General features: G+C 72.1%; 19 protein-coding genes. 10 read left to right on the top strand and 9 right to left on the bottom strand.

What is annotated here, in order from left to right:
• Window positions 1-22 precede the first annotated feature (22 nt).
• The 4 genes from KU893_RS10775 (at window position 23) to KU893_RS10790 (ending at window position 6,584) form a co-directional block, all read left to right on the top strand.
• Window positions 23-2,038, top strand: coding sequence for an NAD(+) synthase (locus KU893_RS10775; protein ID WP_218234335.1), 2,016 nt, complete (start codon window positions 23-25; stop codon window positions 2,036-2,038).
• A gap of 47 nt (window positions 2,039-2,085) precedes the next feature.
• A complete protein-coding gene (locus KU893_RS10780) occupies window positions 2,086-3,465 on the top strand; it encodes a pyridoxal phosphate-dependent decarboxylase family protein (protein WP_218234336.1) in 1,380 nt (459 codons plus the stop codon).
• Between the two features lie 66 nt (window positions 3,466-3,531).
• Complete coding sequence (locus KU893_RS10785; RefSeq protein WP_218234337.1) at window positions 3,532-5,835, top strand: putative bifunctional diguanylate cyclase/phosphodiesterase; 2,304 nt, start codon at window positions 3,532-3,534, stop codon at window positions 5,833-5,835.
• Between the two features lie 50 nt (window positions 5,836-5,885).
• Window positions 5,886-6,584, top strand: a complete 699-nt coding sequence (locus KU893_RS10790) for a hypothetical protein (protein ID WP_218234338.1) — start codon at window positions 5,886-5,888, stop codon at window positions 6,582-6,584.
• Between the two features lie 24 nt (window positions 6,585-6,608).
• Here the strand turns inward: KU893_RS10790 and KU893_RS10795 are convergent, their stop codons facing one another.
• The gene (locus KU893_RS10795) at window positions 6,609-7,088 is read right to left on the bottom strand and encodes a hypothetical protein (protein WP_218234339.1); all 480 of its coding nucleotides are present in this window, start codon (window positions 7,086-7,088) and stop codon (window positions 6,609-6,611) included.
• Window positions 7,089-7,217: 129 nt separating this feature from the next.
• Between KU893_RS10795 and KU893_RS10800 the strand changes: the two genes are divergently transcribed.
• Genes KU893_RS10800 through KU893_RS10810 form a run of 3 tightly spaced genes read left to right on the top strand, consistent with a single transcriptional unit; the run spans window position 7,218 to window position 12,223 of the window.
• Entirely contained in the window at window positions 7,218-7,910 is a 693-nt protein-coding gene (locus KU893_RS10800) for a helix-turn-helix transcriptional regulator (protein ID WP_218234340.1), read from the top strand.
• A 23-nt stretch (window positions 7,911-7,933) separates the two neighbouring features.
• The gene (locus KU893_RS10805; RefSeq protein WP_218234341.1) at window positions 7,934-9,274 is read left to right on the top strand and encodes a glutamine synthetase family protein; all 1,341 of its coding nucleotides are present in this window, start codon (window positions 7,934-7,936) and stop codon (window positions 9,272-9,274) included.
• A 21-nt stretch (window positions 9,275-9,295) separates the two neighbouring features.
• Window positions 9,296-12,223: a bifunctional [glutamine synthetase] adenylyltransferase/[glutamine synthetase]-adenylyl-L-tyrosine phosphorylase gene (locus tag KU893_RS10810; protein WP_218234342.1), complete on the top strand. Its 2,928-nt coding sequence runs from the start codon at window positions 9,296-9,298 to the stop codon at window positions 12,221-12,223.
• 214 nt (window positions 12,224-12,437) lie between these two features.
• Here KU893_RS10810 and KU893_RS10815 read toward each other — a convergent pair whose 3' ends face one another.
• The 3 genes from KU893_RS10815 to KU893_RS10825 are packed head-to-tail and all read right to left on the bottom strand — an operon-like array spanning window position 12,438 to window position 14,859.
• Complete coding sequence (locus KU893_RS10815) at window positions 12,438-13,214, bottom strand: 2-keto-4-pentenoate hydratase (RefSeq protein ID WP_218234343.1); 777 nt, start codon at window positions 13,212-13,214, stop codon at window positions 12,438-12,440.
• A 23-nt stretch (window positions 13,215-13,237) separates the two neighbouring features.
• Window positions 13,238-13,459, bottom strand: a complete 222-nt coding sequence (locus tag KU893_RS10820) for a hypothetical protein (RefSeq protein WP_218234344.1) — start codon at window positions 13,457-13,459, stop codon at window positions 13,238-13,240.
• A complete protein-coding gene (locus KU893_RS10825; protein ID WP_218234345.1) occupies window positions 13,456-14,859 on the bottom strand; it encodes a glycosyltransferase family 2 protein in 1,404 nt (467 codons plus the stop codon). Before KU893_RS10825 ends, KU893_RS10820 begins: the two co-directional genes overlap by 4 nt.
• Before the next feature lie 166 nt (window positions 14,860-15,025).
• Here KU893_RS10825 and KU893_RS10830 point away from each other — a divergent pair, with 166 nt between their 5' ends.
• Together KU893_RS10830 and KU893_RS10835 are read left to right on the top strand one after the other, a co-directional pair.
• Window positions 15,026-17,098, top strand: coding sequence for a putative bifunctional diguanylate cyclase/phosphodiesterase (locus KU893_RS10830; protein WP_218234346.1), 2,073 nt, complete (start codon window positions 15,026-15,028; stop codon window positions 17,096-17,098).
• Between the two features lie 178 nt (window positions 17,099-17,276).
• Complete coding sequence (locus KU893_RS10835; protein WP_218234347.1) at window positions 17,277-17,573, top strand: GIY-YIG nuclease family protein; 297 nt, start codon at window positions 17,277-17,279, stop codon at window positions 17,571-17,573.
• A gap of 370 nt (window positions 17,574-17,943) precedes the next feature.
• Here the strand turns inward: KU893_RS10835 and KU893_RS10840 are convergent, their stop codons facing one another.
• On the bottom strand, window positions 17,944-19,134 hold the full coding sequence (locus KU893_RS10840) for an acyl-CoA dehydrogenase family protein (protein ID WP_218234348.1): 1,191 nt from the start codon (window positions 19,132-19,134) through the stop codon (window positions 17,944-17,946).
• Window positions 19,135-19,153: 19 nt separating this feature from the next.
• Complete coding sequence (locus KU893_RS10845; protein WP_218234349.1) at window positions 19,154-19,999, bottom strand: oxygenase MpaB family protein; 846 nt, start codon at window positions 19,997-19,999, stop codon at window positions 19,154-19,156.
• A 51-nt stretch (window positions 20,000-20,050) separates the two neighbouring features.
• On the opposite strand from KU893_RS10845, the gene KU893_RS10850 reads away from it, so the two are divergent.
• Window positions 20,051-20,647, top strand: coding sequence for a TetR/AcrR family transcriptional regulator (locus KU893_RS10850; protein WP_218234350.1), 597 nt, complete (start codon window positions 20,051-20,053; stop codon window positions 20,645-20,647).
• On the opposite strand, the gene KU893_RS23580 is transcribed toward KU893_RS10850, so the two are convergent.
• From KU893_RS23580 to KU893_RS10865, 3 genes are all read right to left on the bottom strand, one after another.
• The gene (locus KU893_RS23580; RefSeq protein WP_218234351.1) at window positions 20,571-22,022 is read right to left on the bottom strand and encodes a diguanylate cyclase domain-containing protein; all 1,452 of its coding nucleotides are present in this window, start codon (window positions 22,020-22,022) and stop codon (window positions 20,571-20,573) included. The two genes, KU893_RS10850 and KU893_RS23580, sit on opposite strands and share 77 nt — an antisense overlap.
• An 89-nt stretch (window positions 22,023-22,111) precedes the next feature.
• Window positions 22,112-23,497 (bottom strand): L-serine ammonia-lyase, encoded by a 1,386-nt coding sequence (locus KU893_RS10860; protein ID WP_218234352.1) that lies wholly within the window; start codon window positions 23,495-23,497, stop codon window positions 22,112-22,114.
• Between the two features lie 4 nt (window positions 23,498-23,501).
• On the bottom strand, window positions 23,502-23,972 hold a 471-nt coding region (locus tag KU893_RS10865), incomplete at its 5' end, for a lipoyl synthase (RefSeq protein WP_218234353.1).

The following is a 23,972-nucleotide window of genomic DNA, read 5'->3' on the forward strand; positions in this document are numbered from 1 at the left end:
ATCGGATCCCTAGACTCGCCTCGTGGACTTCTACTCGGCCTACGCCCACGGGTTCGCCCGGATCGCGGCGGTGACCCTCCCGGTCGCCATCGCCGACCCGGCGACCAACGCCGCGCGGATCCTCGAGCAGGCGCGGGTGCTGCACGAGGACGGGGTGGCGGTCGCGGTGTTCCCCGAGCTGGGCCTGACCGGGTACGCCGTCGACGACCTGTTCTTGCAGGACACGCTGCTCGACGCGGTCCGGGAGGCGGTCCTCGACCTGACCGTGGCCTCCGCCGACCTGCGGCCGGTGCTCGTCGTCGGCGCGCCGTTGGCCAGCGGCAACCGGGTCTACAACTGCGCGGTGGTGATCCACGGCGGGCGGGTGCTTGGGGTGGCGCCGAAGTCCTACCTGCCGACCTACCGCGAGTTCTACGAGGCCCGCTGGTTCGCCGCGGGCGCCACGCAGCGTGCCACCGACGGCGGCGTCATCGAGCTCAACGGCGAGAGCGTCCCGTTCGGCAACGACCTGATCTTCTCGGCGAGCGACGTGCGCGGCCTCGACCTCCACGTAGAGGTCTGCGAGGACATGTGGGTGCCGATCCCGCCGAGCGCCACCGCCGCCCTGGCCGGCGCGACCGTGCTCGCCAACCTGTCCGGCAGCCCGATCACGATCGCGCGCGCCGAGGACCGGCACCTGCTCGCGCGCAGCGCGAGCGCGCGGTGCAACGCGGCCTACGTCTACGCGGCGGCCGGGCAGGGCGAGTCGACGACGGACCTGTCCTGGGACGGCCAGACCATGGTCTACGAGATGGGCGACCTGCTGGGGCAGAGCGAGCGCTTCCCCGACGGGCCGCGCGCGACGGTGGTCGACGTCGACCTCGACCGGCTGCGCCAGGAGCGGATGCGGCAGGGCACCTTCGACGACAACCGCGTGGCCGAGGGCGTCGAGCCGGCGCACTTCACCCGGGTGGAGTTCGAGCTCGAGCCGCCGGCCGGCGACATCGGACTGCGCCGCGAGGTGGCCCGCTTCCCGTTCGTCCCCGACGACCCGGTGCGGCTCTACCAGGACTGCTACGAGGGCTACAACATCCAGGTCTCCGGTCTCGAGCAGCGGCTCTCGGCGATCGGCCAGCCGAAGATCGTGATCGGTGTCAGCGGCGGCCTCGACTCGACGCACGCGCTGATCGTGGCGGCCAAGGCGATGGACCGGCTCGGTCGCCCGCGCAGCGACATCCACGCGTTCACCATGCCGGGCTTCGCGACGGGGGAGACGACCAAGTCGTACGCCACCCGGCTCGCCACCGCGCTGGGATGCACGTTCGCCGAGCTCGACATCACGCCGGCCGCGACCCAGATGCTGCACGACCTCGGCCACCCGTTCAGCGGCGGGGAGCCGGTCTACGACATCACCTTCGAGAACGTGCAGGCAGGGCTGCGCACCGACTACCTGTTCCGGCTGGCCAACCATCGCGGCGGCATCGTGCTCGGCACCGGGGACCTGTCCGAGCTCGCGCTCGGATGGTGCACCTACGGCGTCGGCGACCAGATGTCGCACTACAACGTCAACGCGGGGGTCCCGAAGACCCTGATCCAGTACCTGATCCGCTGGGTGATCGACACCGACCAGCTCCACGACGGGCACTACGACGACGAGGCCGACAAGGTGCTCCAGGCGATCCTCGAGCAGGAGATCACGCCCGAGCTGATCCCCGGCGGCGAGCAGCGGACCGAGGACTCGGTGGGCCCGTACGCGCTGCAGGACTTCACGCTCTACCACGTGCTGCGCCGCGGCTACCGGCCCAGCAAGATCGCGTTCCTCGCCCACCACGCGTGGGGGAGCGGCGAGGCGGCGTACGACCTCGCGACGATCCGCAAGTGGCTCGAGGTGTTCGTCCGGCGCTTCTTCAGCAGCCAGTTCAAGCGCTCGGCCCTGCCGAACGGACCGAAGGTCAGCCCGGGCGGCACCATGTCGCCGCGCGGCGACTGGCGGATGCCGTCCGACGCCAGCCCGGCCGCGTGGCTGGCCGAGCTGGAGGCCGACGTCCCTGCGGGCTGAGCTGCGCCGCCTCGTGAGGGCCGGCGCGGCCCCTACGATGGGTCGCCGTGCATGAGTTCGCGATCGAGGATCGCCACGTACTCGATGCGGTCGCGGGCTGGATCTCGGATCGACTCTCCCACCCGGAGCGGTTCACCTCGCTCGACGGCGTCCCGCGGGCTCCGCTGCCGACGGTGGGGCCGACGGGGATCGGTGTCGAAGCCACCTGGGAGGTGCTGCGCGACGAGGTCCTGCCGACAGCGTTCCCCGCGGACCACCCCCGTTACCTCGCGTTCGTGGGCGGTGCGCCGACCCCGGCGGCCGTGCTCGCCGACGCGGCGCTCTCGGCCGCGGCGATCTACGGCGGCAGCGAGCTCGAGGCCGGCGCGGTCGTGGCGGCGGAGCGTGCGGCGGCTCGTTGGTTGTGCGACCTCGTCGGCTATCCGCGCCAGGCACGAGGAACCTTCGTGAGCGGTGGCTCGATGGCGAACCTGAGCGCGCTGGTCGCGGCGCGCCACGCCCGGACCTCCGCGGGCCGCCCCGTGCCGCGCACCATCGTCGCCGGAGCCGGGGCACACGCGTCCGTGGCAGCCGCGGCGTCGATCATGGGGTGCACGCTCGTCCTGGCCGGGTCGCGGGACCGCGCGCTGCGCGCCGCCGACCTGGCGCCCGTGCTGGACGAGCTCGCGCCCGACGACGTGGTGGCGGTCGTGGCGAGCGCGGGCGCCACCAACAGCGGGGCGGTCGACGCGCTCGACGAGGTCGCCGCGGCGTGTGCGGCACGCCGGACCTGGCTGCACGTCGATGCCGCCTACGGCGGCGCCGCGCTCCTGGCGCCTGCCTCGCGTCGGCTGTTCGAGGGTATCGATCGGGCCGACTCGGTCACCATCGACCCCCACAAGTGGCTCTTCACGCCGTTCGACTGCGCGGCGGTGCTGTACCGCGACCCCCAGGTCGCCCGGGAGGCGCACCGGCAGAGCGCGGACTACCTCGACGCGGCCCAGGACGTCGGCGCGGACAACCCCGCCGACTACGCCGTGCACCTGACCCGCCGCGCTCGCGGGCTGCCGGTGTGGGCCTCGCTGGTCGCGAACGGGACCGAGGCCTATCGCCGGGCCGTCGAGGCGTGCCTGAGCACCGCCCGGTACGCCGCCGAGCGGATCGCGGCGAACCCGGTGCTGGAGCTGGTCGGCGAACCGCAGCTGTCGGTGGTCCTCTTCCGCCGGCGCGGCTGGACCCCGGCCGACTACCAGCAGTGGTCGTCGCACGCGCGCTCGCGTGGGTTCGCCCTGGTCACCCCCACCTCCTTCGGCGGCGAGACCGTCCTGCGACTGTGCTTCGTCAACCCCCGGACCACCCCGCTCGACGTCGACCTGGTGCTGGCCGGCGTGGCGGGCGGCGCGCAGCTGCCCGGCCCCATGGGTGAAAAGGTCTCGGGAATGTGGTAAGGCGGACCCCGGGGCCGCCGACAGGAACCCTAGGCCTCGACGAGCCGAGCGGCAGGAAGGAGGTCGATGACCGTGCGCAGGTGGGGCGCGTCCGAGTCGCGATCTCCGCGCGTCGCCGTGGCCGAGCGCGTCGTGGGACGCCTGTCCTGGGTGTGGCTGATCGTCGGGCTCGCGGCCAACCAGCTGGCACAGTCGGCCACGCACGAGACGAGCCAGGCGATCTTGCTGACCACCCTCTCGATCTTCTTCCCGATGCTGCTCCTGCGCCTCGCCCTGGCGGTGCGCCTGTATCCGGGGCGGAGGACGGGCCTGCTCCTGCTTCTCGGCGCGGTCTTCGCCTGGTCGTTGGGCTCGATGACGGTCAACGCCGAGAGCGCCGCCACGCGGGCGCACTTCCCGGCGCCGGGGGAGTGGCTGTTCCTCGTCTCCTACGTCGGCATGGCCGGCTACCTGATGCTCGACCTCGACCGGCGACAGCTGCGCCCGACGCGGGGGTGGCTCGACATCGCCGTGATCTGCGGCGCGACGTCGTGCCTGGCGTCGCTGCTCCTGGTCACGCCGATCCGGCTGGCGTCCGGCCAGGAGGGAGCACCGCTCCTGCTGGCCCTGATGTACCCGCTGGCCGACCTCGCCCTGGTGCTCGCGGTGCTCGTGCAGGCGCTCCTCCACGCCCGCGGCGACCGGCGCAAGTCGGTCATGCTGGGCCTCGCCTTCACCCTGCTGGCCGCCGCGGACTCGGGGTTCACCCTCCAGGCGTCAGCACGCACCTATGACTTCGCCAATGCCAGCAACGCGCTGTGGGGCGGCGCCTTCGCGCTGCTCGTGGCGGCAGCGTGCCGTCCTCCTCAGGCGGTCATGCGCAGTGTTCCCAAGGCCGCCGGCACCACCGTCCTGCTCAGCGCAGGCGCGGTGGCCGCCGCCGTCCTGATGATCCGGCCGGACGAGACGCTGGCCTACTACACACTGCCCCCGGCACTGCTCACGATGGTCGCGGTCGCCTGGCGGATGGGCCTGGCTCTCAAGGACGCGAACCGGGCCACCGAGGCGTTCGCCCTGTCGCAGACCGACGACCTGACCAAGCTGCCGAACCGGAGGGCGGTGCGCGTCCGGTTGGAGGCGGGGCTGGCCGCCCGCAAGCCGCTGGCACTGATGATGCTGGACCTCGACGGCTTCAAGGAGATCAACGACGCGCTCGGGCACCACGTGGGGGACACGGTGCTCCGCCTGGTGGCGGTGCGGATGCGTGAGACCGTCGAGCCGCACGACCTGGTCGCCCGGCTGGGCGGGGACGAGTTCGCGATCATCCTCGGGACCGACGACGAGATCGAGCTGATGGAGGTCGCGCACCAGGTGTTGCGCGACCTCGGGCAGCCGATCGCCGTGGACGGCATCGAGGTCTGTCCGTCGGGCTCGATCGGGATCACGATCGCCCAGGTCGACGACGCCGACGGCGGTGACATGCTGCGACGTGCGGACGTCGCGATGTACCAGGCGAAGAGCTCGAGCATGGGGGCGGCCCTCTACGACGCCGAGCTGGACGAGTTCTCACGATCACGACTGCAGCTGGCCGAGGATCTCCGCAAGGGCATCGCCGACGACCAGATCGAGGTCTGGTACCAGCCGCAGCTGGACGTGGCCACGATGCAGATCTCCGGGCTGGAGGCGCTGGTCCGCTGGCGCCACCCGGTCGAGGGCGTGCTCAGCCCCGTCTCGTTCCTGCCGGTGGCGCGCCGGGCCGGCCTCATGGGGACGCTGTCGGAGACGGTCGCCCGGCAGGCGGTGCGTGAGCACGTCAACCTGGTCGGGTCGGGCCTGGATCTGCGGGTCGCCATCAACTGCGCCCCGACCGAGCTGCTCGGACAGGCCTTCCTGCCCCACCTCTATGCCGCGGTCGAGGCGAGCGGGGCCCCCGTCGACGGCCTGGTCCTCGAGGTGACCGAGGACTCCTTCCTCGCGGACCCGCAGCGCACCCGCGAGGTCCTGCAGGATCTGCGCAGCCATGGCGTCCAGGTCTCGATCGACGACTACGGCACCGGGTTCTCCTCGCTCACCTATCTGCGCAACCTCCCGGTGCAGGAGCTGAAGATCGACCGCTCCCTCGTCGCCCACGTCGCCACCGACACCCGCAGCCGCAAGATCGTGGCCTCGACGATCCAGCTCGCGCACGCGCTCGACATGCGGATCGTCGCCGAAGGCGTCGAGAACGCCGCCGACCTCGAGGCGCTGGTCGAGATGGGCATCGACACGGTGCAGGGCTACCACCTCGCCCGGCCGATGCCGGCCCGCGAGGTCGAGAGCTGGGTGCGCGGCTGGAGCTCCGCCGCGCTGTCGGGAGAGCGGCACGCCGACGGCCGCCGGATGGCAGGATGAGACCGCGGCGGAGCTGGAGCCCGGCCGCTCCGGACCACGAGGAGGCTGCGATGAGCGCCGCCCCCCTGCGGCTCGTGCTCGACCCCGTCGGTCGGGAGCTGGCCGCCGCCCTGCGGTGCGAGGCCGACGTCTTCTTGGACCGGTACGGCAACACCGCTGCGGAGTTCGAGCGCGAGTACGGGCCCTATCGCGGCGCGACCGGTTTCATGACCGTGCTGGACGAACGGGGCGAAGCGGTCGCCACGGCTCGGGTCATCGCGCCGGGACCGGCGGGCCTGAAGACGCTCAACGACATCTCGCGTCCACCGTGGCAGGTCGACGGCCGGCGCTCGGCCCGGGCGGCCGGCGTCGACCCGGACCGGACCTGGGACATCGCCACGATCGCGGTCAGGCCCGGCGCCGGGCGCGAGGGTCTGTGCGCGGCCGCGCTCTACCACGGCATCGTGACCGCGGCCTTCGCCAACGACATCGAGTTCGTGGTCATGATCATGGACTCGCAGCCGCGACGCCTGCTGACCGAGCTGGGCATGCAGACCCAGGTCCTCCCCGGCACGATGACCGGGGAGTACCTGGGGTCGGACAGCAGCACCCCGCTGTGGGCCAACCTGCACCGGATGTTCGACCGCCAGCGCCAGGAGGTCCCGGACGCCTACCGGCTGATCTTCCAGGGCATCGGGCTGGACGGCATCGCCCTGCCGACGGACTGGTCGTGGCGCCCGGGAAGTGCCGTCAGCCGCGTCCGGCGGTGACCGGAGCCCCGGCGTACGGCGCTGTCACGGGAGCCGGGTCCGGGTCTCCCTGGCGTGGTCGGCCTGCATCATCCGGGCCATCGCGAAGCAGCAGATCGCCAGCGCGACCATGCCGAGGGCGAAGTGGGCCATCTGGTCGACGCTGAACAGGTTCACCGCGAGCAGGGCGAACCAGACGCCGAGGACGTCCCCGCCGACCTGCGGCAGGGCGGCGACGAGCAGTCCGATCACCAGCGTGATCGCTCCGATCCACATCACGGCGTCGGCGGCGTTGCCGGGCAGCAGGTCGTTGACCCAGGTCGAGATCGAGGCCTCCCAGGTGGAGCTCTCGGTGACGGCGTTGGTCATCATGTCGAGCCCCCACAGGACGGGGAGCGCGATGAAGGTCGCCCACAGGACCACTCGGCTCTGGTGGGCGGCGTCGACGGTGGCGAAGTGGGCGAGGTCGTGCATCTCCTCGCGCATGTCGTGGGTGAGGTTGTCCCACGCGTGGGTGCTGGCCATGGCTGGCCCCTTTCTCGAGCGGTCCCCTTGGTGAGGGACATCACGATCGACGGTAGACCTGTGAGGATCTTTCGACAAGACTCGTGTCCGCTAGAGACTCGAGGGCGAGGAACGCGGGAGGGACGGGCGATGGACGAGGCCTTCGGACGGCGGGTGGCACGGGTCGGCTCGCTCGCCGATCCGGTACGGCGAGCCCTGTACCGCTTCGTCGCCGAGCAGCCCGGCGCGGTGAGCCGTGACCAGGCGGCCAGCGGTGTCGACGTACCCCGTCACACGGCGAAGTTCCACCTCGAGCGGCTGGTCGAGGAGGGCCTGCTCGTCACTGAGTTCCGCCGGTTGACCGGCCGCACCGGGCCGGGTGCGGGCCGGCCGGCGAAGCTCTACCGCCGCTCCCGCCGCGAGCTGAGCGTGAGCGTCCCGAGCCGCCGCTACGACCTGGCCGGTCAGGTGCTGGCGGACGCGGTGGAGCGGACCCTCGCCGGCATGCCGATGCCCGACGCGCTGGCCGCCGCCGCGGACGCCGCGGCCGACGCCGTCGCCGGGGGCGCCGCCGAGCCGCTGCTCGAGACCCTCGCGCGGCTCGGCTATGAGCCGGGCGCCGAGGACGACGGCGCACTCTGCCTGGCCAACTGCCCCTTCGACCGGCTCGCCACCGACCACCGCGACCTGGTCTGCGGCGTCAACCGGAGCTTCCTCACCGCGTTGGCCCGCCGCTTCGAAGCCGTGGCCGAGCCGGTCGCCCCGGGGCCGGGATGCTGCGCGCGGGTCCGGCCGCAACTCGGTGATGGTGCACCAAAGGGCCGTGCTGCAACACGCCCGTGACCTGGGATCACTAGGCTGCGGCCATGGGTAAGCAAGAGGACTTCGTCCTGCGCGCTCTCGAGGAGCGCGACGTCCGGTTCGTGCGGCTGTGGTTCACCGACGTCCTGGGCTTCCTCAAGTCCGTGGCGGTCGCGCCGGCCGAGCTCGAGGGCGCCTTCTCCGAGGGCATCGGGTTCGACGGCTCGGCGATCGAGGGCTTCGCGCGGGTCTACGAGGCCGACATGCTGGCGCTGCCCGACCCGACGACCTTCCAGATCCTGCCGTGGCGCAGCATGGAGGGTCCGTCGACGGCGCGGATGTTCTGCGACATCGTGATGCCGGACGGTTCCGCGTCGTACGCCGACCCGCGCAACGTGCTCAAGCGGACCCTCGGCAAGGCGGCGGAGCAGGGGTTCACCTTCTACACCCACCCCGAGATCGAGTTCTACCTGTTCAAGGACGAGCCGCGCGCGGGCGGGGAGCCGGTCCCGATCGACCGCAGCGGCTACTTCGACCACGCGGCCCACTCGCACGGCTCCGACTTCCGCCGCGAGGCGATCACCATGCTCGAGGCGATGGGCATCTCGGTCGAGTTCAGTCACCACGAGGGCGGACCTGGCCAGCAGGAGATCGACCTGCGCTACGCCGACGCGCTGACCACCGCCGACAACATCATGACCTTCCGCACGGTCATCCGTGAGGTCGCGCTCAGCCAGGGGATCTGGGCGACCTTCATGCCCAAGCCGTTCACCACGCACCCCGGCTCGGGCATGCACACGCACCTCTCCCTCTTCGAGGGCGACCAGAACGCCTTCTACGAGGCAGGCGCCGAGTACCAGCTGTCGAAGACCGGACGCCAGTTCATCGCCGGCATCCTGCGTCACGCCAGCGAGATCAGCGTCGTCACCAACCAGTGGGTGAACTCCTACAAGCGGATGATGTTCGGCGGTGAGGCGCCGTCCTACATCTGCTGGGGTCACAACAACCGCTCCGCGATGGTCCGGGTGCCGATGTACAAGCCGATGAAGGGCCAGTCGACCCGGGTCGAGCTGCGCACCATCGACTCGGCGTGCAACCCCTACCTCGCGTACGCCGCCGTGCTGGCCGCGGGCCTGAAGGGCATCGAGAACGACTACGAGCTGCCGCGCGAGGCCGAGGACGACGTGTGGGCGCTGACCGAGCGCGAGCGGCGCAGCCTCGGCATCGAGCCGCTGCCGAAGAGCCTGCACGACGCGATCGCGATCGCGGAGCGCTCCGAGCTGCTCGCCGAGACGTTGGGGGAGCAGGTCTTCGACTACTTCCTGCGCAACAAGCGAGCCGAGTGGGACGAGTACCGCGGCCAGGTCTCGGCCTTCGAGCGGGACCGGATGCTCCCGGTTCTCTAGGACCCCGCCCCAGGACCTGCCGTGAACCGGGCCACCCCGCGCACCGAGCTGCTCCGGCTCGGGTTCGTCGACCTCGATCGCGCGGTCGCGGACCTGGCTCGGCTCGGTCCGGGGGCCGGCGACCTGCTCGCCCTGCTGGGACGCACGGCCGAGCCGGACGCGGCACTGCGCGGTCTGTGCCGGCTCGCCGACGCCGCTGAGCAGACGGGCGAGCGCGCCGAGCTGCTCGCCGCCGTCCGCGACGACGAGGGCACCGCGATGCGGCTGCTCTGCGTCCTCGGCGCGAGCGCCGCGCTGGCCGATCACCTGGCCACCCATCCCGAGCAGTGGCGCGAGCTCGCGGACCCGGACCTCGGCTCCACGCGCCCGGCCGCCTGGGCGGTGCGCGCCGCGCTGATCGAGGCGGTCACCGGCAAGCCCGACCACGAGGCGGTGGACGCGCTGCGGGTGGAGTACCGCCGCCACCTGCTGCGGCTCGCCGCCCGCGACCTCACCCACCACCTCGGCGTCGACGACGCCGCGGCGGAGCTGTCCGACCTCGCCGCCGGCACCCTGGACGCCGCCCTGGTCGTGGCCCGGGCGCGGGTCGGGGAGCCCGCGGCCGGCGTACGGCTGGCGGTGGTGGCGATGGGCAAGTGCGGCGGGCACGAGCTCAACTACGTCTCCGACGTCGACGTGGTCTTCGCCCACGAGGGCGACGAGCGGGTCGCCGCGCGCCTGGCCGCGCAGATGATGCAGGTCTGCGCCGACCACACCGCCGAGGGCACGATCTGGCCGGTCGACGCGGCCCTGCGGCCCGAGGGCAAGGCCGGCCCACTGAGCCGGACCCTGGCCAGTCACCAGAGCTACTACGAGCGCTGGGCCGAGCCGTGGGAGTTCCAGGCCCTGCTCAAGGCCCGGCCGGTCGCCGGCGACCGCGAGCTCGGCCGCGCGTTCGTCGCGATGGTCGCCCCGATGGTCTGGTCGGCGGCGGACCGCGAGGGCTTCGTCGACGCCGCGCGTGCGATGCGTCGCCGGGTCCTCGACCACCTCCCGGCCCGCGAGGCCGACCGTCAGCTCAAGCTCGGGTCCGGCGGCCTGCGTGACGTCGAGTTCGCCGTCCAGCTGCTCCAGCTCGTCCACGGGCGCGGGGACGAGTCGATCCGACTGCCGACGACCCTGAGCGCCCTGGACCGTCTCACCGCGGGCGGGTACGTCGGTCGCGAGGACGGCGAGGCGCTGCACCGCGCGTACGCCTTCCTGCGCCAGCTCGAGCACCGGATCCAGCTGCACCGGCTGCAGCGCACCCACGTCGTCCCCGCCGACGAGGCGGCACTGCGGCGCCTCGGGCGCAGCCTGGGCTTCTTCAAGGAGTCGGGGAAGCAGCTGGAGGAGACCTGGCACGACCACCGCCGCGAGGTCAGCCGGCTGCACCAGAAGATCTTCTACCGGCCGCTCCTCTCCGCGGTCGCGCGGATCGGCGGCGACGAGGTGCGGCTGTCCTCGGAGGCCGCCGGCGCCCGTCTCGCCGCCCTCGGGTACGCCGACCCCCAGGCCGCGCTGCGCAACCTGGAGGCGCTGACCAGCGGCGTGAGCCGCACCGCCGCCATCCAGCGCACCCTGCTGCCGGCGATGCTGCAGTGGTTCGCCGAGTGTCCCGACCCCGACGGCGGCCTGTTCGGGTTCCGCCGGATCAGCGAGGCCCTCGGCCGCACCCCCTGGTACCTGTCCACCCTGCGCGACGAGGGCGAGGTCGCGGAGCGGCTGGCCCACCTGCTGGCCACCTCCCGCTACTGCACCGACCTGCTCGAGCGCGAGCCCGCGGGCGTCCGCCTGCTCGGCGGCGTCCTCCACCCGCTCGGCTCGGCCGCGCTCACCGAGGAGATGCTGGCGACCGGCGGCCGGCAGGACGGCTTCGACAAGGGCGTGCGCGCCGTACGCGCCGTCCGGCGCCGGGAGCTGCTGCGGATCGCCGCCGGCGACGTGCTCGGCCTGGTCGACGTCGCCGACGTCGGCTTCGCGCTCACCCGGCTCACCGACGCCACCCTCGAGGCCACGCTGCGGGGCGCGATCGAGTCGACGGCCCGCTCCCGCGGCACCGAGACCGTCCCGACCCGGATCGCGATCGTCGCCATGGGCCGCTACGGCGGCTTCGAGCTCTCCTACGGCAGCGACGCCGACGTGCTGTTCGTGCACGACCCCGTCGAGGGCGCGGACGCCCACGAGGCCACGACCTTCGCGCGGCTCGTCGCCGAGGAGGTGCGCCGGGGGCTCGCCGTACCCGGGCCGGACCCGGCGCTCGTCGTCGACGCCGACCTGCGCCCCGAGGGCCGCCAGGGGCCGCTGGTCCGCACCCTCGACGCGTATGCCGCCTACTACGCCAAGTGGTCCCACGTGTGGGAGGCCCAGGCACTCCTGCGCGCCGACGCCGTCGTCGGAGACCCGGACCTGCGCGAACGGTTCACCGCCCTCATCGACCCGCTGCGCTACCCGGCGGGTGGGCTGAGTGACGACGACGTCATCGAGGTGCGCCGGATCAAGGGCCGCGTCGACAAGGAGCGGCTCCCGCGCGGCGCCGACCCCGCCCTCCACCTCAAGCTCGGCCGCGGGGGACTGGCCGACATCGAGTGGACCGTCCAGCTGCTGCAGCTGCGCCACGGCGCCGAGGTGCCCGGTCTGCGCACCACCCAGACCCTGGCCGCGCTCACCGCGGCCGCCGAGGCGGACCTGATCACCCACGACGACGCCGTGACCCTCGGCGCGTCGTGGCGGCTCGCCACCCGGGTCCGCAACGCGGTGCTGCTCGCGCGGGGACGCGCCGGCGACGAGTTCCCCCGCACGGTGCTCGAGCGCCGCGCCGTCGCCGGGATCCTCGGCTACCAGCCGACCGAGACGGATCGGCTGCTCGACGACTACCTGCGGGTCACCCGGCACGCGCACGCGGTCGTGGACCGGGTCTTCTGGGAGTAGCCCCGTCCGCTCGTCGCGTCGCCCGAGCCGGGCGGGGCGGGGCGGTGGAAAAGGTGTCGGGCCGCGACCTCTGGGGGGGTCGGTCGCGGCCCGACATCCGACATCATAGACACATCATTGGATCGTGGGGAGGGGAAGGGGGCGGTTGACCTGACACATGTCCACATTTGCCGGCCAGCCTCAGGAGGCTGGCTCGGCCCCCTGCCAGCCGGGCTCAGACGGAGACGTCGATGGTGCCGAGCGAGGCGATGGTGAGCCGGTAGCTGCTGCCGGCTAGGAGGGGCTCGGCGTCGGTGAGGGCGCCGGCGAGGACCAACGAGCCCGCCGGCAGGGCGTCGCCGCGGGCCGCGAGGTGGCCGGAGAGGTGCACGAGCGCGGCGTACGGGTCGCCGAGGATCGCGGCCCCGGTCGCCTCGTGCCGGACCTCGCCGTCCACGCTGAGCGTGCAGCGCAGGGTGGCGAGTTCCGGAACGTCCGCCCCAGGATGCAGGTCGCCGAGAACCACGCCGGCGGCGCTGGTGTTGTCGGCGACGACGTCGGCGAGCCGGAACCGGTAGTCCTCGTACCGGGAGTCGATGATCTCGGCGGCGATCCCGACCGACGCCACCGCGGCCCGCGCCTCGGCGAGGGTGAGCCGGGAGGAGACCGGCCGGCCCAGCACGAACGCGATCTCCGGCTCGATCCGCGGCTGGATCCAGCCCGCGAGTGCGCCGGCGACCACACCGGGGTCGAGCCGCAGGGCGTCGGTGAGGAACCCGACGACCGGCTCGTCGACACCCATCCGCGCCTGCTTCGCCGGGCTGGTCAGGCCCAGCTTGGCGCCGACGGCGGACTCGCCGCTGGCGAGCCGGGCCGCGCGGTCGCAGTCCTGGACGTCGTACGCCCAGCGGGCGTCGAGGGTCGGGTCGGTCGCGGTGAAGGGCGGCAGCGGGACACGGGTGGCCCGTGCCTGCGCGAGGGTGGCGGCCGCCGCGGCGGGATCGAGGCTCACCGGCCCATCATCGTGCGCCCCGCTCAGCGTGGTCCGTCCGGGTGGATGCTGCGGGTCTCGGCCCGCTCGTAGCCGCGGGGCAGGTAGTCGCGGACCCAGATCTTCGGCAGCGCCTTGGCGACCGACAAGGTCACGTAGACCATCGTGTTGATCGCGACGAACGCGGCGAGCACGGCGAACGCGTGGGAACGGACGAGCGACTCGGGGAACAGGATGCCGAGCGTCGAGATCAGCGAGCCGTTCACGCGTGGACCTCCACTCGTGCAGGCGCCGGCGTCGCGTGGCCCCACTGGGCGTTGCGGCCGATGGACATGTCGACGATCCCCTTGAGGTAGACGATGTCGAGGAAGAGCGCGTAGAAGAGCTCGGGGAAGAGGGTCGCGGCCAGCAGCCGTGCCTTCCAGCCGCCGCGCCACACGGTCACGACGCGCTCGATGGTGAAGACCACGCCGGTGCCGAGCCAGAACGGGAACCACACCCAGCTGTCGAAGGACAGCGCCATGACCGTCATCAAGAACAGGTAGGCGAACAGCGCGATCACGCCGTAGCCGATGCCGAGCTGTTGGGCCCAGTAGCGGAAGGTCGAGGGCCGCATGCCGTACTCGCCCAGGTTCTCCAGCGCACCGCGCTGCCAGCGCAGCCGCTGGACCCACAGCGAGCGCCAGGTCGGCATCACCTCGGTGACGACGGTGCAGTCGGCGGGGGAGAGGATCAGTCCGCCGAGGGACTTCAGGGCGAGGGTGATCTCGTTGTCCTCGGTGAGCACCACGGTGTCGTAGACGTCGCCGGGTACGCCGGGCAGCAGCTTGCCGCGCTCGGCGGCGACCGTGCGCAGGGCACGCGGCCGGAACGCCGTGGCGGTGCCGGTGAGCACGAAGACCCGGCCGCGGCGGCGGCGCAGGTCACGGGCGTAACGGGTGTACTCGTTGCGCTGGAACTGCCCGATCAGGCCCTTGCCCTCCTCGCCGTAGAAGAGGCCGCCGATCGCCATCAGGGCGCGGTCGTCGGTCATCCGGCGGACCACGGAGGCCAGGAAGCCGTCGTCGAGGACGGTGTCGGCATCCATCACCATGACCAGGTCGTTCTCGCCCTGACCGGGCAGGATCTTGGCCAGCGCCTGGTTCAGCGCGCCCGCCTTCTTGTGGCGGTTCTCGACGCTCTCGATGACCTCGGCGCCGCACTGGCGGGCGATCGCGACGGTGTCGTCGGTGCAGTTGTCGGCGACCACGATGATCCGCTCGGGCGGCCGGGACTGGCCGGCCAGGGAGCGGAGGGTGGCGCCGATGCCCGCTGCCTCGTTGTGGGCCGGGACGAGGACGGTCAGCGTGACGTCGCCGTGGAAGATGCCGCGGGTCTCGGCCATCACGTGGCGAGGCGACAGCGGCAGGTGGGCGCCGTCGTTGCTCCGCCGGGCCTGGTTGGCGATGCGGCGCTCGAGGGCCGCGACGCCCGCGGCGAACAGCAGGGCGAGACCGGCAGCGGCCGCGAGGGTCGGCAGGGTCGGCGCCTCGGTGTCGTAGAGGACGTGCCACACGCCGAGCACGAGACCGTCCGACGGCTCGGCCCGGCCGTGGGCGGTGTCCGACACCGACCACCACAGCAGGCCGGCTCCGCCCATCGCGGTCCCCAAGATGAACAGTCCCACTGCTCGTTGCAACCAGTGCACGAGATCCCCTTCCCTCGGGCTCGAGCCTAGGTGGCAGGCAGGCGGAACGCCGAAGATCGGCGTGATCCGGTCCGAACGACACGCGGCATCGGGACCTAGGTCCCGATCCGCTCCGATCCTTCGGTCCTGGGCCGATGGGGAGCACATGCTCCGCGACGCGACCGACGACGACGAGCGGCTCCGGCTGATCATCGAGGCCGTGCCGAGCGCGATGGTGCTCATCGACGCGAACGGGCGGATCGTGCTGGTGAACTCCGAGGCGGAGCAGGCGTTCGGCTACTCCCGCGAGGAGCTCCTCACGCTCGGCGTCGAGGACCTGATGCCGGCGCGCTTCCGTGCGCGGCACGGCACCGAGCGGGCGTCGTACGTCCGCCAGCCGAGCCGGCGCGCGATGGGGGTGGGGCGTGAGCTGTTCGGCCTGCGCCGCGACGGCACCGAGATGCCCATCGAGATCGGCCTCAACCCGATCGTGGTGGGCGAGGACCGTTTCGTGCTCGCCTCGATCATCGACATCACCGAGCGGCTGCGCGGCCAGGAGGCGGAGACGCTGGTGCGCCAAGACACCCTGCGCCGCTCGATCCTGGACACGATGCCGTTCAGCATCATCACCACCGACGCCGCCGGCCGGATCCGCACGGCCAACCCGGCTGCGGCGCGGTTGGTCGACCGGCAGCAGGCCGAGCTGATCGGCCGTTCGCTCGTCGAGATCGACGGTGCCGAGCGCCAGCTCTACCCGGACGGGACCCCGGTCCTCGCCCACGCCGTGGAGAACGAGGCCGAGTGGACCTATCGGCGCAAGGACGGCAGCCAGGTCCCCGTGCACGAGGTGATCGTCCCGCTGGCGTCGGAGGACGGGACGCCGGACGGCTTCCTCGCGGTGGCCTACGACATCACGCAACGGATCGAGGCGCGCGCGCGGATCGAGCACATCGTCACCCACGACAGCCTCACCAACCTGCCGAACCGCTCCTTGCTGGTGCGGCACCTCGACCAGGCCCTGGAGGCCGCGGAGCGCGACGCCACCGAGCTCGGGCTCGTGCTGATCGACCTCGACCAGTTCAAGCGGATCAACGACTCACTGGGCCACCACATCGGCGACGAGCTGCTCATCGTCGTCGCCGAACGGCTGTTGGCCTGGACCCGTGCCGACGACGTCGTCGCCCGCCTGGGGGGCGACGAGTTCGTCATCGTGATGGAGGACCTGGTCCCGGGCACCGACCTCGACCGGCGCCTCGAGGAGCTGATGGCCGACGTCCTGGCGCCGGTCGTGGTGCACGGCTACGAGCTCGCCGTCACCGCGAGCATCGGCGGGGCGCGGTTCCCCGCCGACGGCCGGGACGCCGCGACGCTGCTCAAGCATGTCGACATCGCGATGTACCAGGCCAAGGCCGCGGGCCGGAACGGGATCCGCTGGTTCGAGCCGCAGATGCTCGCCGAGAACAACGACAGGCTCGCCCTCTCGGCCGCACTGCGCCAGGCGCTCGACCAGGACGAGCTCTCGCTCGTCTACCAGCCCCAGGTCGACCTCGTCACCGGCGAGGTGGTCGGTGTCGAGGCGCTTGCCCGCTGGACCAGTCCCAGCCTGGGGCCGGTCCCGCCCGATCGGTTCATCCCGGTCGCCGAGGACGGCGGCATGATCGCGCAGCTCGGCGGCTGGGTCCTCTCGACCGCGTGCACGGCGCTCGCCCAGGTCCAAGAGCAGCTCGGCCGCCCGCTGCGGCTCGCGGTCAACGTCTCCCCGCGCCAGCTGCGCGGACGCACCTGGCTCGACGAGATCGCCACCGCGATCGAGGTCGCCGGCATCGAACCCTGCCAGCTCGAGGTCGAGATCACCGAGGGCCTGCTCATCGAGGACCACGGCGACGTCGTCGCCATGCTGGAGTCGCTGCGCACGCTGGGCGTCTCGATCGTCGTCGACGACTTCGGCCGCGGCTACAGCAGCCTGGCCTACCTGACCCAGTTCCCCATCGACAAGCTCAAGATCGACCGCTCCTTCGTGCAGGAGATCGGCACCGCCAAGAACGCCGCCATCGTCGACGCCATCATCGTGATGGCCCATGCCCTCGGGATGACCGTGGTCGCCGAGGGCGTCGAGACCGCCGACCAGGAGCGGTACCTGCGCGAGCGGGGCTGTGACGAGGTGCAGGGCTACCTGTACAGCCCCGGCGTCCCCGCCGGCTCGCTGGAGATGGTGACCCGGGCGCTGTCGCGTCAGTAGCCCGAGGCGATGAGGTCGTCGAGTAGCTGCGAGCGCCAGCGAGCGGCGTATCAAGACGTTGTGGTGGGTGAGGTCGTCGAGTAGCTGCGAGCGCCAGCGAGCGGCGTATCGAGACGTCTCGTCAAACCCCTGTGGATGAACGTTCGACAGCGGCGCGCGGGCACCTCATTGTCGGCGCATGGCTTTCGTCTACATCCTGCGCTGCGCCGACGGCTCCTACTATGTCGGCAGCACCCACCGGCTCGACAAGCGGCTCTGGGAGCACAACGTCGGTCTGGGGTCGGCGTACACGCGCCGTCCCGGACGGCGCCCCGTCGAGCTGGCGTGGTCCTACGAGTGCGCCCACATCCGTGAGGCGTTCAACTTCGAGAAGCAGATCCAGGGCTGGTCGCGCGCCAAGCGCGAAGCGCTGATCCGTGGCGACTACGCCGCCCTGCCTGGACTGGCGAGGAAGAACTTCGGCCGGGGCGAGTAGCCGCGTCTCGATACGCCCTCGGTTAGCGCCTCGGGCTACTCGACGAGCTCGGTTGGGGTCTCGATACGCCCTCGGTTAGCGCCTCGGGCTACTCGACGAGCTCGGTTGGCGTCTCGATACGCCCTCGGTTAGCGCCTCGGGCTACTCGACGAGCTCGGTTGGCGTCTCGATACGCCCTCGGTTAGCGCCTCGGGCTACTCGACGAGCTCGGTTGGCGTCTCGATACGCCCTCGGTTAGCGCCTCGGGCTACTCGACGAGCTCGGTTGGCGTCTCGATACGCCCTCGGCTAGCGCCTCGGGCTACTCGACGAGCTCGGTTGGCGTCTCGATACGCCCTCGGCTAGCGCCTCGGGCTACTCGACGAGCTCGGTCAGTAGCTCTTGGGGAGCCCCAGCATCTGGGTGCCGATGTGGGCGAGCACGAGCTCCTCGGCGACGGGGATGTTCTTGGCGATCCGGGCGTCGCGGAAGATCCGCTCCACCGGGTACTCCTTGGAGTACGCCATGCCGCCGAGGGTCTGGAAGGCCTGGTTGGCGGCCTCCCAGCCGACCTGGGCGCCGGTCAGCTTGGCGACGTTGGCCTCGTTGCCGCAGGGACGGCCCTGGTCGAAGAGCCACGCTGCCTGGTAGGTCATCAGCCGGCCGAGCTCGGTCTTGGCCTTGATCTGGGCGAGCGGGAACTGCAGGCCCTGGTTGGCGCCGATGGGGCGGCCGAAGACCTCGCGCTCGCGGGCGTAGTCGCAGGCGATCCGCAGGGCGGCGTCGGCCGTACCGATGCCGCCGGCGGCCGCGAGGATCCGTTCGGGGTTGAGCACGTCCCACAGCACGCCGAAGCCCGCGTCGACCTCGCCGATCACGTTGGCCGCCGGGACCTGGACGTCGTCGAAGAAGACCTGGCTCGAGGCGAGGACGTTGCTGCCCATCTTGGGGATCGGGGCGTACGACAAGGTGCCGTCGGCCAGCGCCTGCTTCACGTCGACGAGGAACAGCGTGAATCCGGCGGTGCGGGGCAGGCCCCGCTGCTGGGTCTCGGCGGCGGGGATGGTGCGGGTGACGGCAACCATCCAGTCGGCGTTCTCGACGTTGGAGATCCAGACCTTCTGGCCCTTGATCACGAACTCGTCGCCGTCGCGCCGGGCGGCGGTCTTGATCTCGATGGCGTTGCTACCTGCGTCCGGCTCGGTGAGCGCCAGGCAGAACTGCACCGAGCCGTCGGCGAGGCCGGGCAGGATCCGCTGCTTCTGCTCCTGTGAGCCGTGCCGGGTCAGCGTCATCGCGCCGAAGCCGGGCGTCGTCACGTAGAAGAAGGTGCCGGCGACGCCGCCGGAGGCGCACAGGGTCATGTTGGCGACCGCCAGCTCGAGCAGGCCCTGGCCGCCGCCGCCGTACTCCTCGGGGACGCACAGGCCGAACCAGCCGCCGCTGCCGAGGTCGTCGAAGACCTCCTGGGGGAAGCGGTGCTCCTCCTCGCAGCGCGACCAGTAGGCGTGGTCGTAGCGCGCGGCGACGGCGGCGACGCCCTCGCGGACGGCAAGGGCGCTCTCGGGCAGGTCGAAGTCCATGGGTGCTCCTGGTAGCGGGTCAGACGAGGGGACGGCGCAGCCGGCGGCGCAGACGCATGTCGGCGAGCCACAGGTTGAACGGGAAGTTCCGCAGCGCGCGGGGGAGCCGGCGTTCGAGGGTACCGAGGGTCCGCAGCAGCCGGTCGAAGCGGCGCTGCTGGCGAGCCGTCCACGGCAGGCCCATCGCGTCGCGGAACAGCGGCGGCAGGAAGCCGGTCGTCACGAACAGCACGAACGGCGCGAGCAGCCGGAACGGCCGGGGGAAGTTCTCCAGGCGCGTGAGTGAGATCAGGTACGACGCGACCGCGGGGTCGATGTCGACCTCGGCCTCCGCCTCCTCCCAGTAGCGCCGGAAGGCCGCGCGGTCCGCGGGCCAGGCGTCGGCGGGCATCTGCAGCGTGGTGCCGAACCGGGCGCAGTGGGCGTAGAGGGCGTCGGCCTCGGCGTCGGGGAGCGGGCCGTGCATCCTCTCGATCATGTCGGCCGTGCCGTAGTAGAGACAGGCTGCGACCCAGGTCTGCAGCCGCGGGTCCATCGCGCGGTACTGCACCTTCTCGCCGGGCCGCGACACCACCTGGGCGTGCTGCCGGTTGACCTCCTTGCGAAAGGCGGTGCGGTCCTTCTCGGTGCCGAGGAGGGCGACGGCGAGGTAGGTGAAGGTGGTCCGGCCGCGCTTGAAGGGCCGCTTCGTGGCGGCGCCGTCGTGGACCCGGCTGTTCATCACGCCGTAGCCGACGCCGGGCCAGCTCAGCTGCATGATCACGTTGGCCGGGCCGGCGAGGTGCGCGCCGATCCCGGAGACGTGGTCGCGCATGTCGAAGCCCGCGGGGACGGGGAGGTCGCGGACCTTGGTCGTGGTCGCCATGGCGGCAACGCTAGCCTTTTATTGGCAGGCTGCCAATAGTAGGTTGGAGGCATGCCCGAGACGGCCCGACGCCAGCGCCTCGCCCCGGACGAGCGCCGCGAGCAGATCCTCCTCGCGGCCGAGCGGCTGTTCGCCGCGCAGTCGTACGCCGAGGTGTCGACCACGCGGATCGCCCACGAGGCGGGCGTGGCGCGCGGCCTGCTCAACCACTACTTCGGCGACAAGCGCACGCTCTACCTCGAGGTCGTCCGGCGGGCGTCGCTGCTGCCCACGCTGGAGGACGTGTCGCTCCCGTCCGGGTCGCTCACCGACCGGGTCGACGCGGCCGTGCGCTGGTTCCTGGGCTCGATCACGCCCGAGAGGGCGACCTACCTGACGGTGCGCGCGGCCGAGGGGGTGGGGGAGGACGCCGAGGTCCGCTCGATCCTCGACGAGGCCCACGACCTCGCGGCCGGCCGGGTGCTGGAGATGGTCGGCGGCGACCCGCGGGACCCCGCCGCGCGGGCGGTCGTGCGCGCGTTCGGCGAGCTCGCCCGCGGCGCGATCCGCGAGTGGTCGCGCGAGGAGACGCTCAGCCGCGAGCAGGCTCACCTGTTGCTGCGCGAGGCCCTGCTGGCCATCGTGCGGCGCGTGTTGCCTGGCCTCTGACGCCCGGGGCGGCGGCCGCCCGCTTGACGTCGTACATGGCCCGGTCGGCGGCAGCCAGCAATGAGCGCGGGGTGCTGGCGCGCTCGGACACGGCGGTGCCGACACTCGCCGTGATGCGGTCGTACGGCGCGTCCGAGGCCTGGCCGTAGGGCAGCGCCACCCGCTGCCGGACCCGCTCGGCGCGCAGCTCCAGCTCCGCCGGGTCCGCCAGTCCGAGGCAGAGCACGACGAACTCGTCGCCGCCCAGGCGGGCCACCATGTCTCCGGGGCGGGCCACCTCGGTCAGCCGGTCGGCGATCTCGATGAGCAGGAGATCGCCCTCCTCGTGCCCCCAGGCGTCGTTGACGGACTTGAAGCCGTCCAGGTCGAGCAGCAGCACGCCCACCGTGGCGGGCGGCTCGTGCCGCAGCGCCTCCTCCAGGCGCTGGTTGAGCAGCGCCCGGTTGGCCAGGCCGGTGAGGGGATCGCGTTGCGCCAGGTCGCGCAGCTCGGCGATCAGCTCGTTGCGCGAGTCGCGGAACAGGGCGAGGGTGAGGACCACGATCGTCAGGCAGCCGACCATGCCCTGGGCGAGCAGGGCCTGCTGTGTCGGCGCGACGCCGCTGAGGACGCCACGGCCCAGGAGCGTGGCCCACAGGATCGAGACACCGGAGCCGGCGAGGAACATCGTGCTCGTCGTCGTGGTGTAGCGCAGGGACACCCACAAGGCCGGGAGCATCACGCCGAAGGCGTTCGGGTGGCCGGGGTTGAGCCAGAACACCCGGGTGAACACCACGACCGTCGTGGCCAGGAACGCCAGGGTCTCCGCGCCCCGGATCCCCGACAGCGTCGGGCGTCGCCACTGCGCGTCACGCAGCCGGAGCACGACGGCCACGCCGGTCAGCGCGGTGACGCCGTTGCGGATCGCGAACAGGGCGAAGGTCCGCGGCAGGTCCGGTTGCCCCTCGTAGGCGAACCACGAGACCGCGACGGCCGCCGCCACCAGGGTGCCGGCACTGATCGCGCCCACCAGTCGGCCGAGGTCCGCCGGCTCGCGCAGCACGACCGACCGGCCGTCACGGCACAGGACCGCCACCGTGACCGCGCTGAGCGCGACGTTGACGAGGACGAACCAGGCCGAGAGGCCGAGGGTGGCCCCGGTCACCAGGTTCACCGAGAACGTCAGCAGGACGAGCAGTGTCCAGTGGAGCGCGGCCTGCGCGCGGCCGAGTCCGCGCGCGTGGAGCCCCCAGAGCACGGCGACCGCGGCGGCGGGCCACACGAGCGAGACCTCGCTGCCGTCGACCCGGGTCGCCCGGCCCACGAAGATCGCCAGCCCGTACGCCACCGCGAACCCGGCCCCGGGCAGCACGGCACGGGAGACGCGTCCTGCCACGGCTGGTGCTCCCCTCTCCCGTTGACGGCTCTCGAAGAGCACATCGGCAGGCGAGGGGAGCACCCAAGCAGTCGGGCGAGCCGGGGAGATCAGCACTCGATGACGTTGACGGCGAGGCCGCCGCGCGAGGTCTCCTTGTACTTGGTCTTCATGTCGCGTCCGGTCTCGCGCATGGTCTTGAGCGCCTTGTCCAGGCTGACCTTGTGGGAGCCCGTGCCGTGGATGGCCAGCCGGGCCGCGTTGATCGCCTTCACCGACGCGATGGCGTTGCGCTCGATGCAGGGGATCTGGACCAGGCCGCCGACCGGGTCGCAGGTCAGGCCGAGGTTGTGCTCGATCCCGATCTCGGCGGCGTTCTCCACCTGCTCCGGGCTGCCGCCGAGCACCTCGCACAGGGCACCGGCGGCCATCGCGCAGGCCGAGCCGACCTCTCCTTGGCAGCCGACCTCCGCGCCCGAGATGGAGGCGTTCATCTTGGCCAGGATGCCGATCGCGGCGCCGGTCAGCAGGAACCGGACGATGCCGTCGTCGACCTGCTCGGGACTCAGGTCCGACGCCTGGAAGCGCACCCAGTAGTGCAGCACCGCGGGGACGATGCCGGCCGCGCCGTTGGTGGGCGCGGTGACGATCCGGCCGCCGGAGGCGTTCTGCTCGTTGACGGCCAGCGCGAACAGGTTGACCCAGTCGATGACGTCGAGCGGGTCCTGGCTGCCGGCCGCGCACAACGTCGCGAAGAGCTCCGGGGCGCGCCGCGGGACCTTGAGGCCGCCTGGCAGGACGCCGTCGCCACGGCGGCAGCCCTCGTCGACGCAGGCGACCATCACCCGCCAGATCTCCAGCAGGCCGGCCCGGACCTCGGCCTCCGAGCGCCAGGTCAGCTCGTTGGCGAGCATGACGTCGGACACGCTCAGCCGGGCGTCGTGACACACGGCGAGCAGCTCGCCGCCGGTCGTGAACGGGTAGGGCAGCACCGTGTCGTCCACGACCACGCGGTCCGCGCCCACCTGGGTGTCGTCGACGACGAAGCCGCCGCCCACCGAGTAGTAGGTGCGCGCGCGCAGCTCGGCCCCGCTGGCGTCGTACGCCGTGAAGACCATGCCGTTGGGGTGGGCCGGCAGCGACTGGCGCCGGTGCATGACCACGTCGTCGGCCTCGAAGTGGATGACCCGCTCGCCGGCGAGCCGGAGCTGCTCGCGCTCGAGGATGGCCGCCACCCGCGCGTCGTACGTCGTCGTGTCGGTCGTCGCCGGCTCGTCACCCTCGAGCCCGAGGATGACGGCCTTGACCGAGCCGTGGCCGTGCCCGGTGGCGCCCAGCGAGCCGAACAGCTCGGCCCGGACCCGCGCGACCCGCGCCAGCTCCCCGTCGGCGGCGAGGCCGGTGGCGAAGGTGCGGGCGGCGCGCATCGGCCCGACCGTGTGCGACGACGACGGCCCGATGCCGATCGAGTAGAGGTCGAAGACGCTCAGCGCCACGTGATCACAGGCTCCTGTGCTCCATGGCTCGACGGTACAACCGACCTGCACGGTAGGAGGAGCGCACGAGCGGTCCGGCCAGCACCCCGCTGAAGCCGATCTCCTCGGCCTCGGTGGCGAGGTCGACGAACTCCTCGGGCTTGACCCACCGTTCGACGGGGTGGTGGCGGACGGAGGGGCGTAGGTACTGGGTGATGGTGACCAGCTCGCAGCCTGCCTGGTGCAGGTCGCGCAGGGCTTGGGAGACCTCGTCGCGGGTCTCGCCCATGCCGAGGATGAGGTTGGACTTGGTGACCAGGCCGAAGGCGCGGGCCTGGGTGAGGACGTCGAGGGAGCGTTCGTAGCGGAAGGCGGGGCGGATCCGCTTGAAGATGCGGGGCACGGTCTCGAGGTTGTGGGCCAGGACCTCGGGGCGTGCGTCGAAGACCTCGGCGAGCAGGGTGGGGTCGCCGTTGAAGTCGGGGACCAGGTTCTC

Source organism: Nocardioides daeguensis (assembly GCF_019192965.1).
In the GTDB taxonomy this organism is placed as follows: domain Bacteria; phylum Actinomycetota; class Actinomycetes; order Propionibacteriales; family Nocardioidaceae; genus Nocardioides; species Nocardioides daeguensis.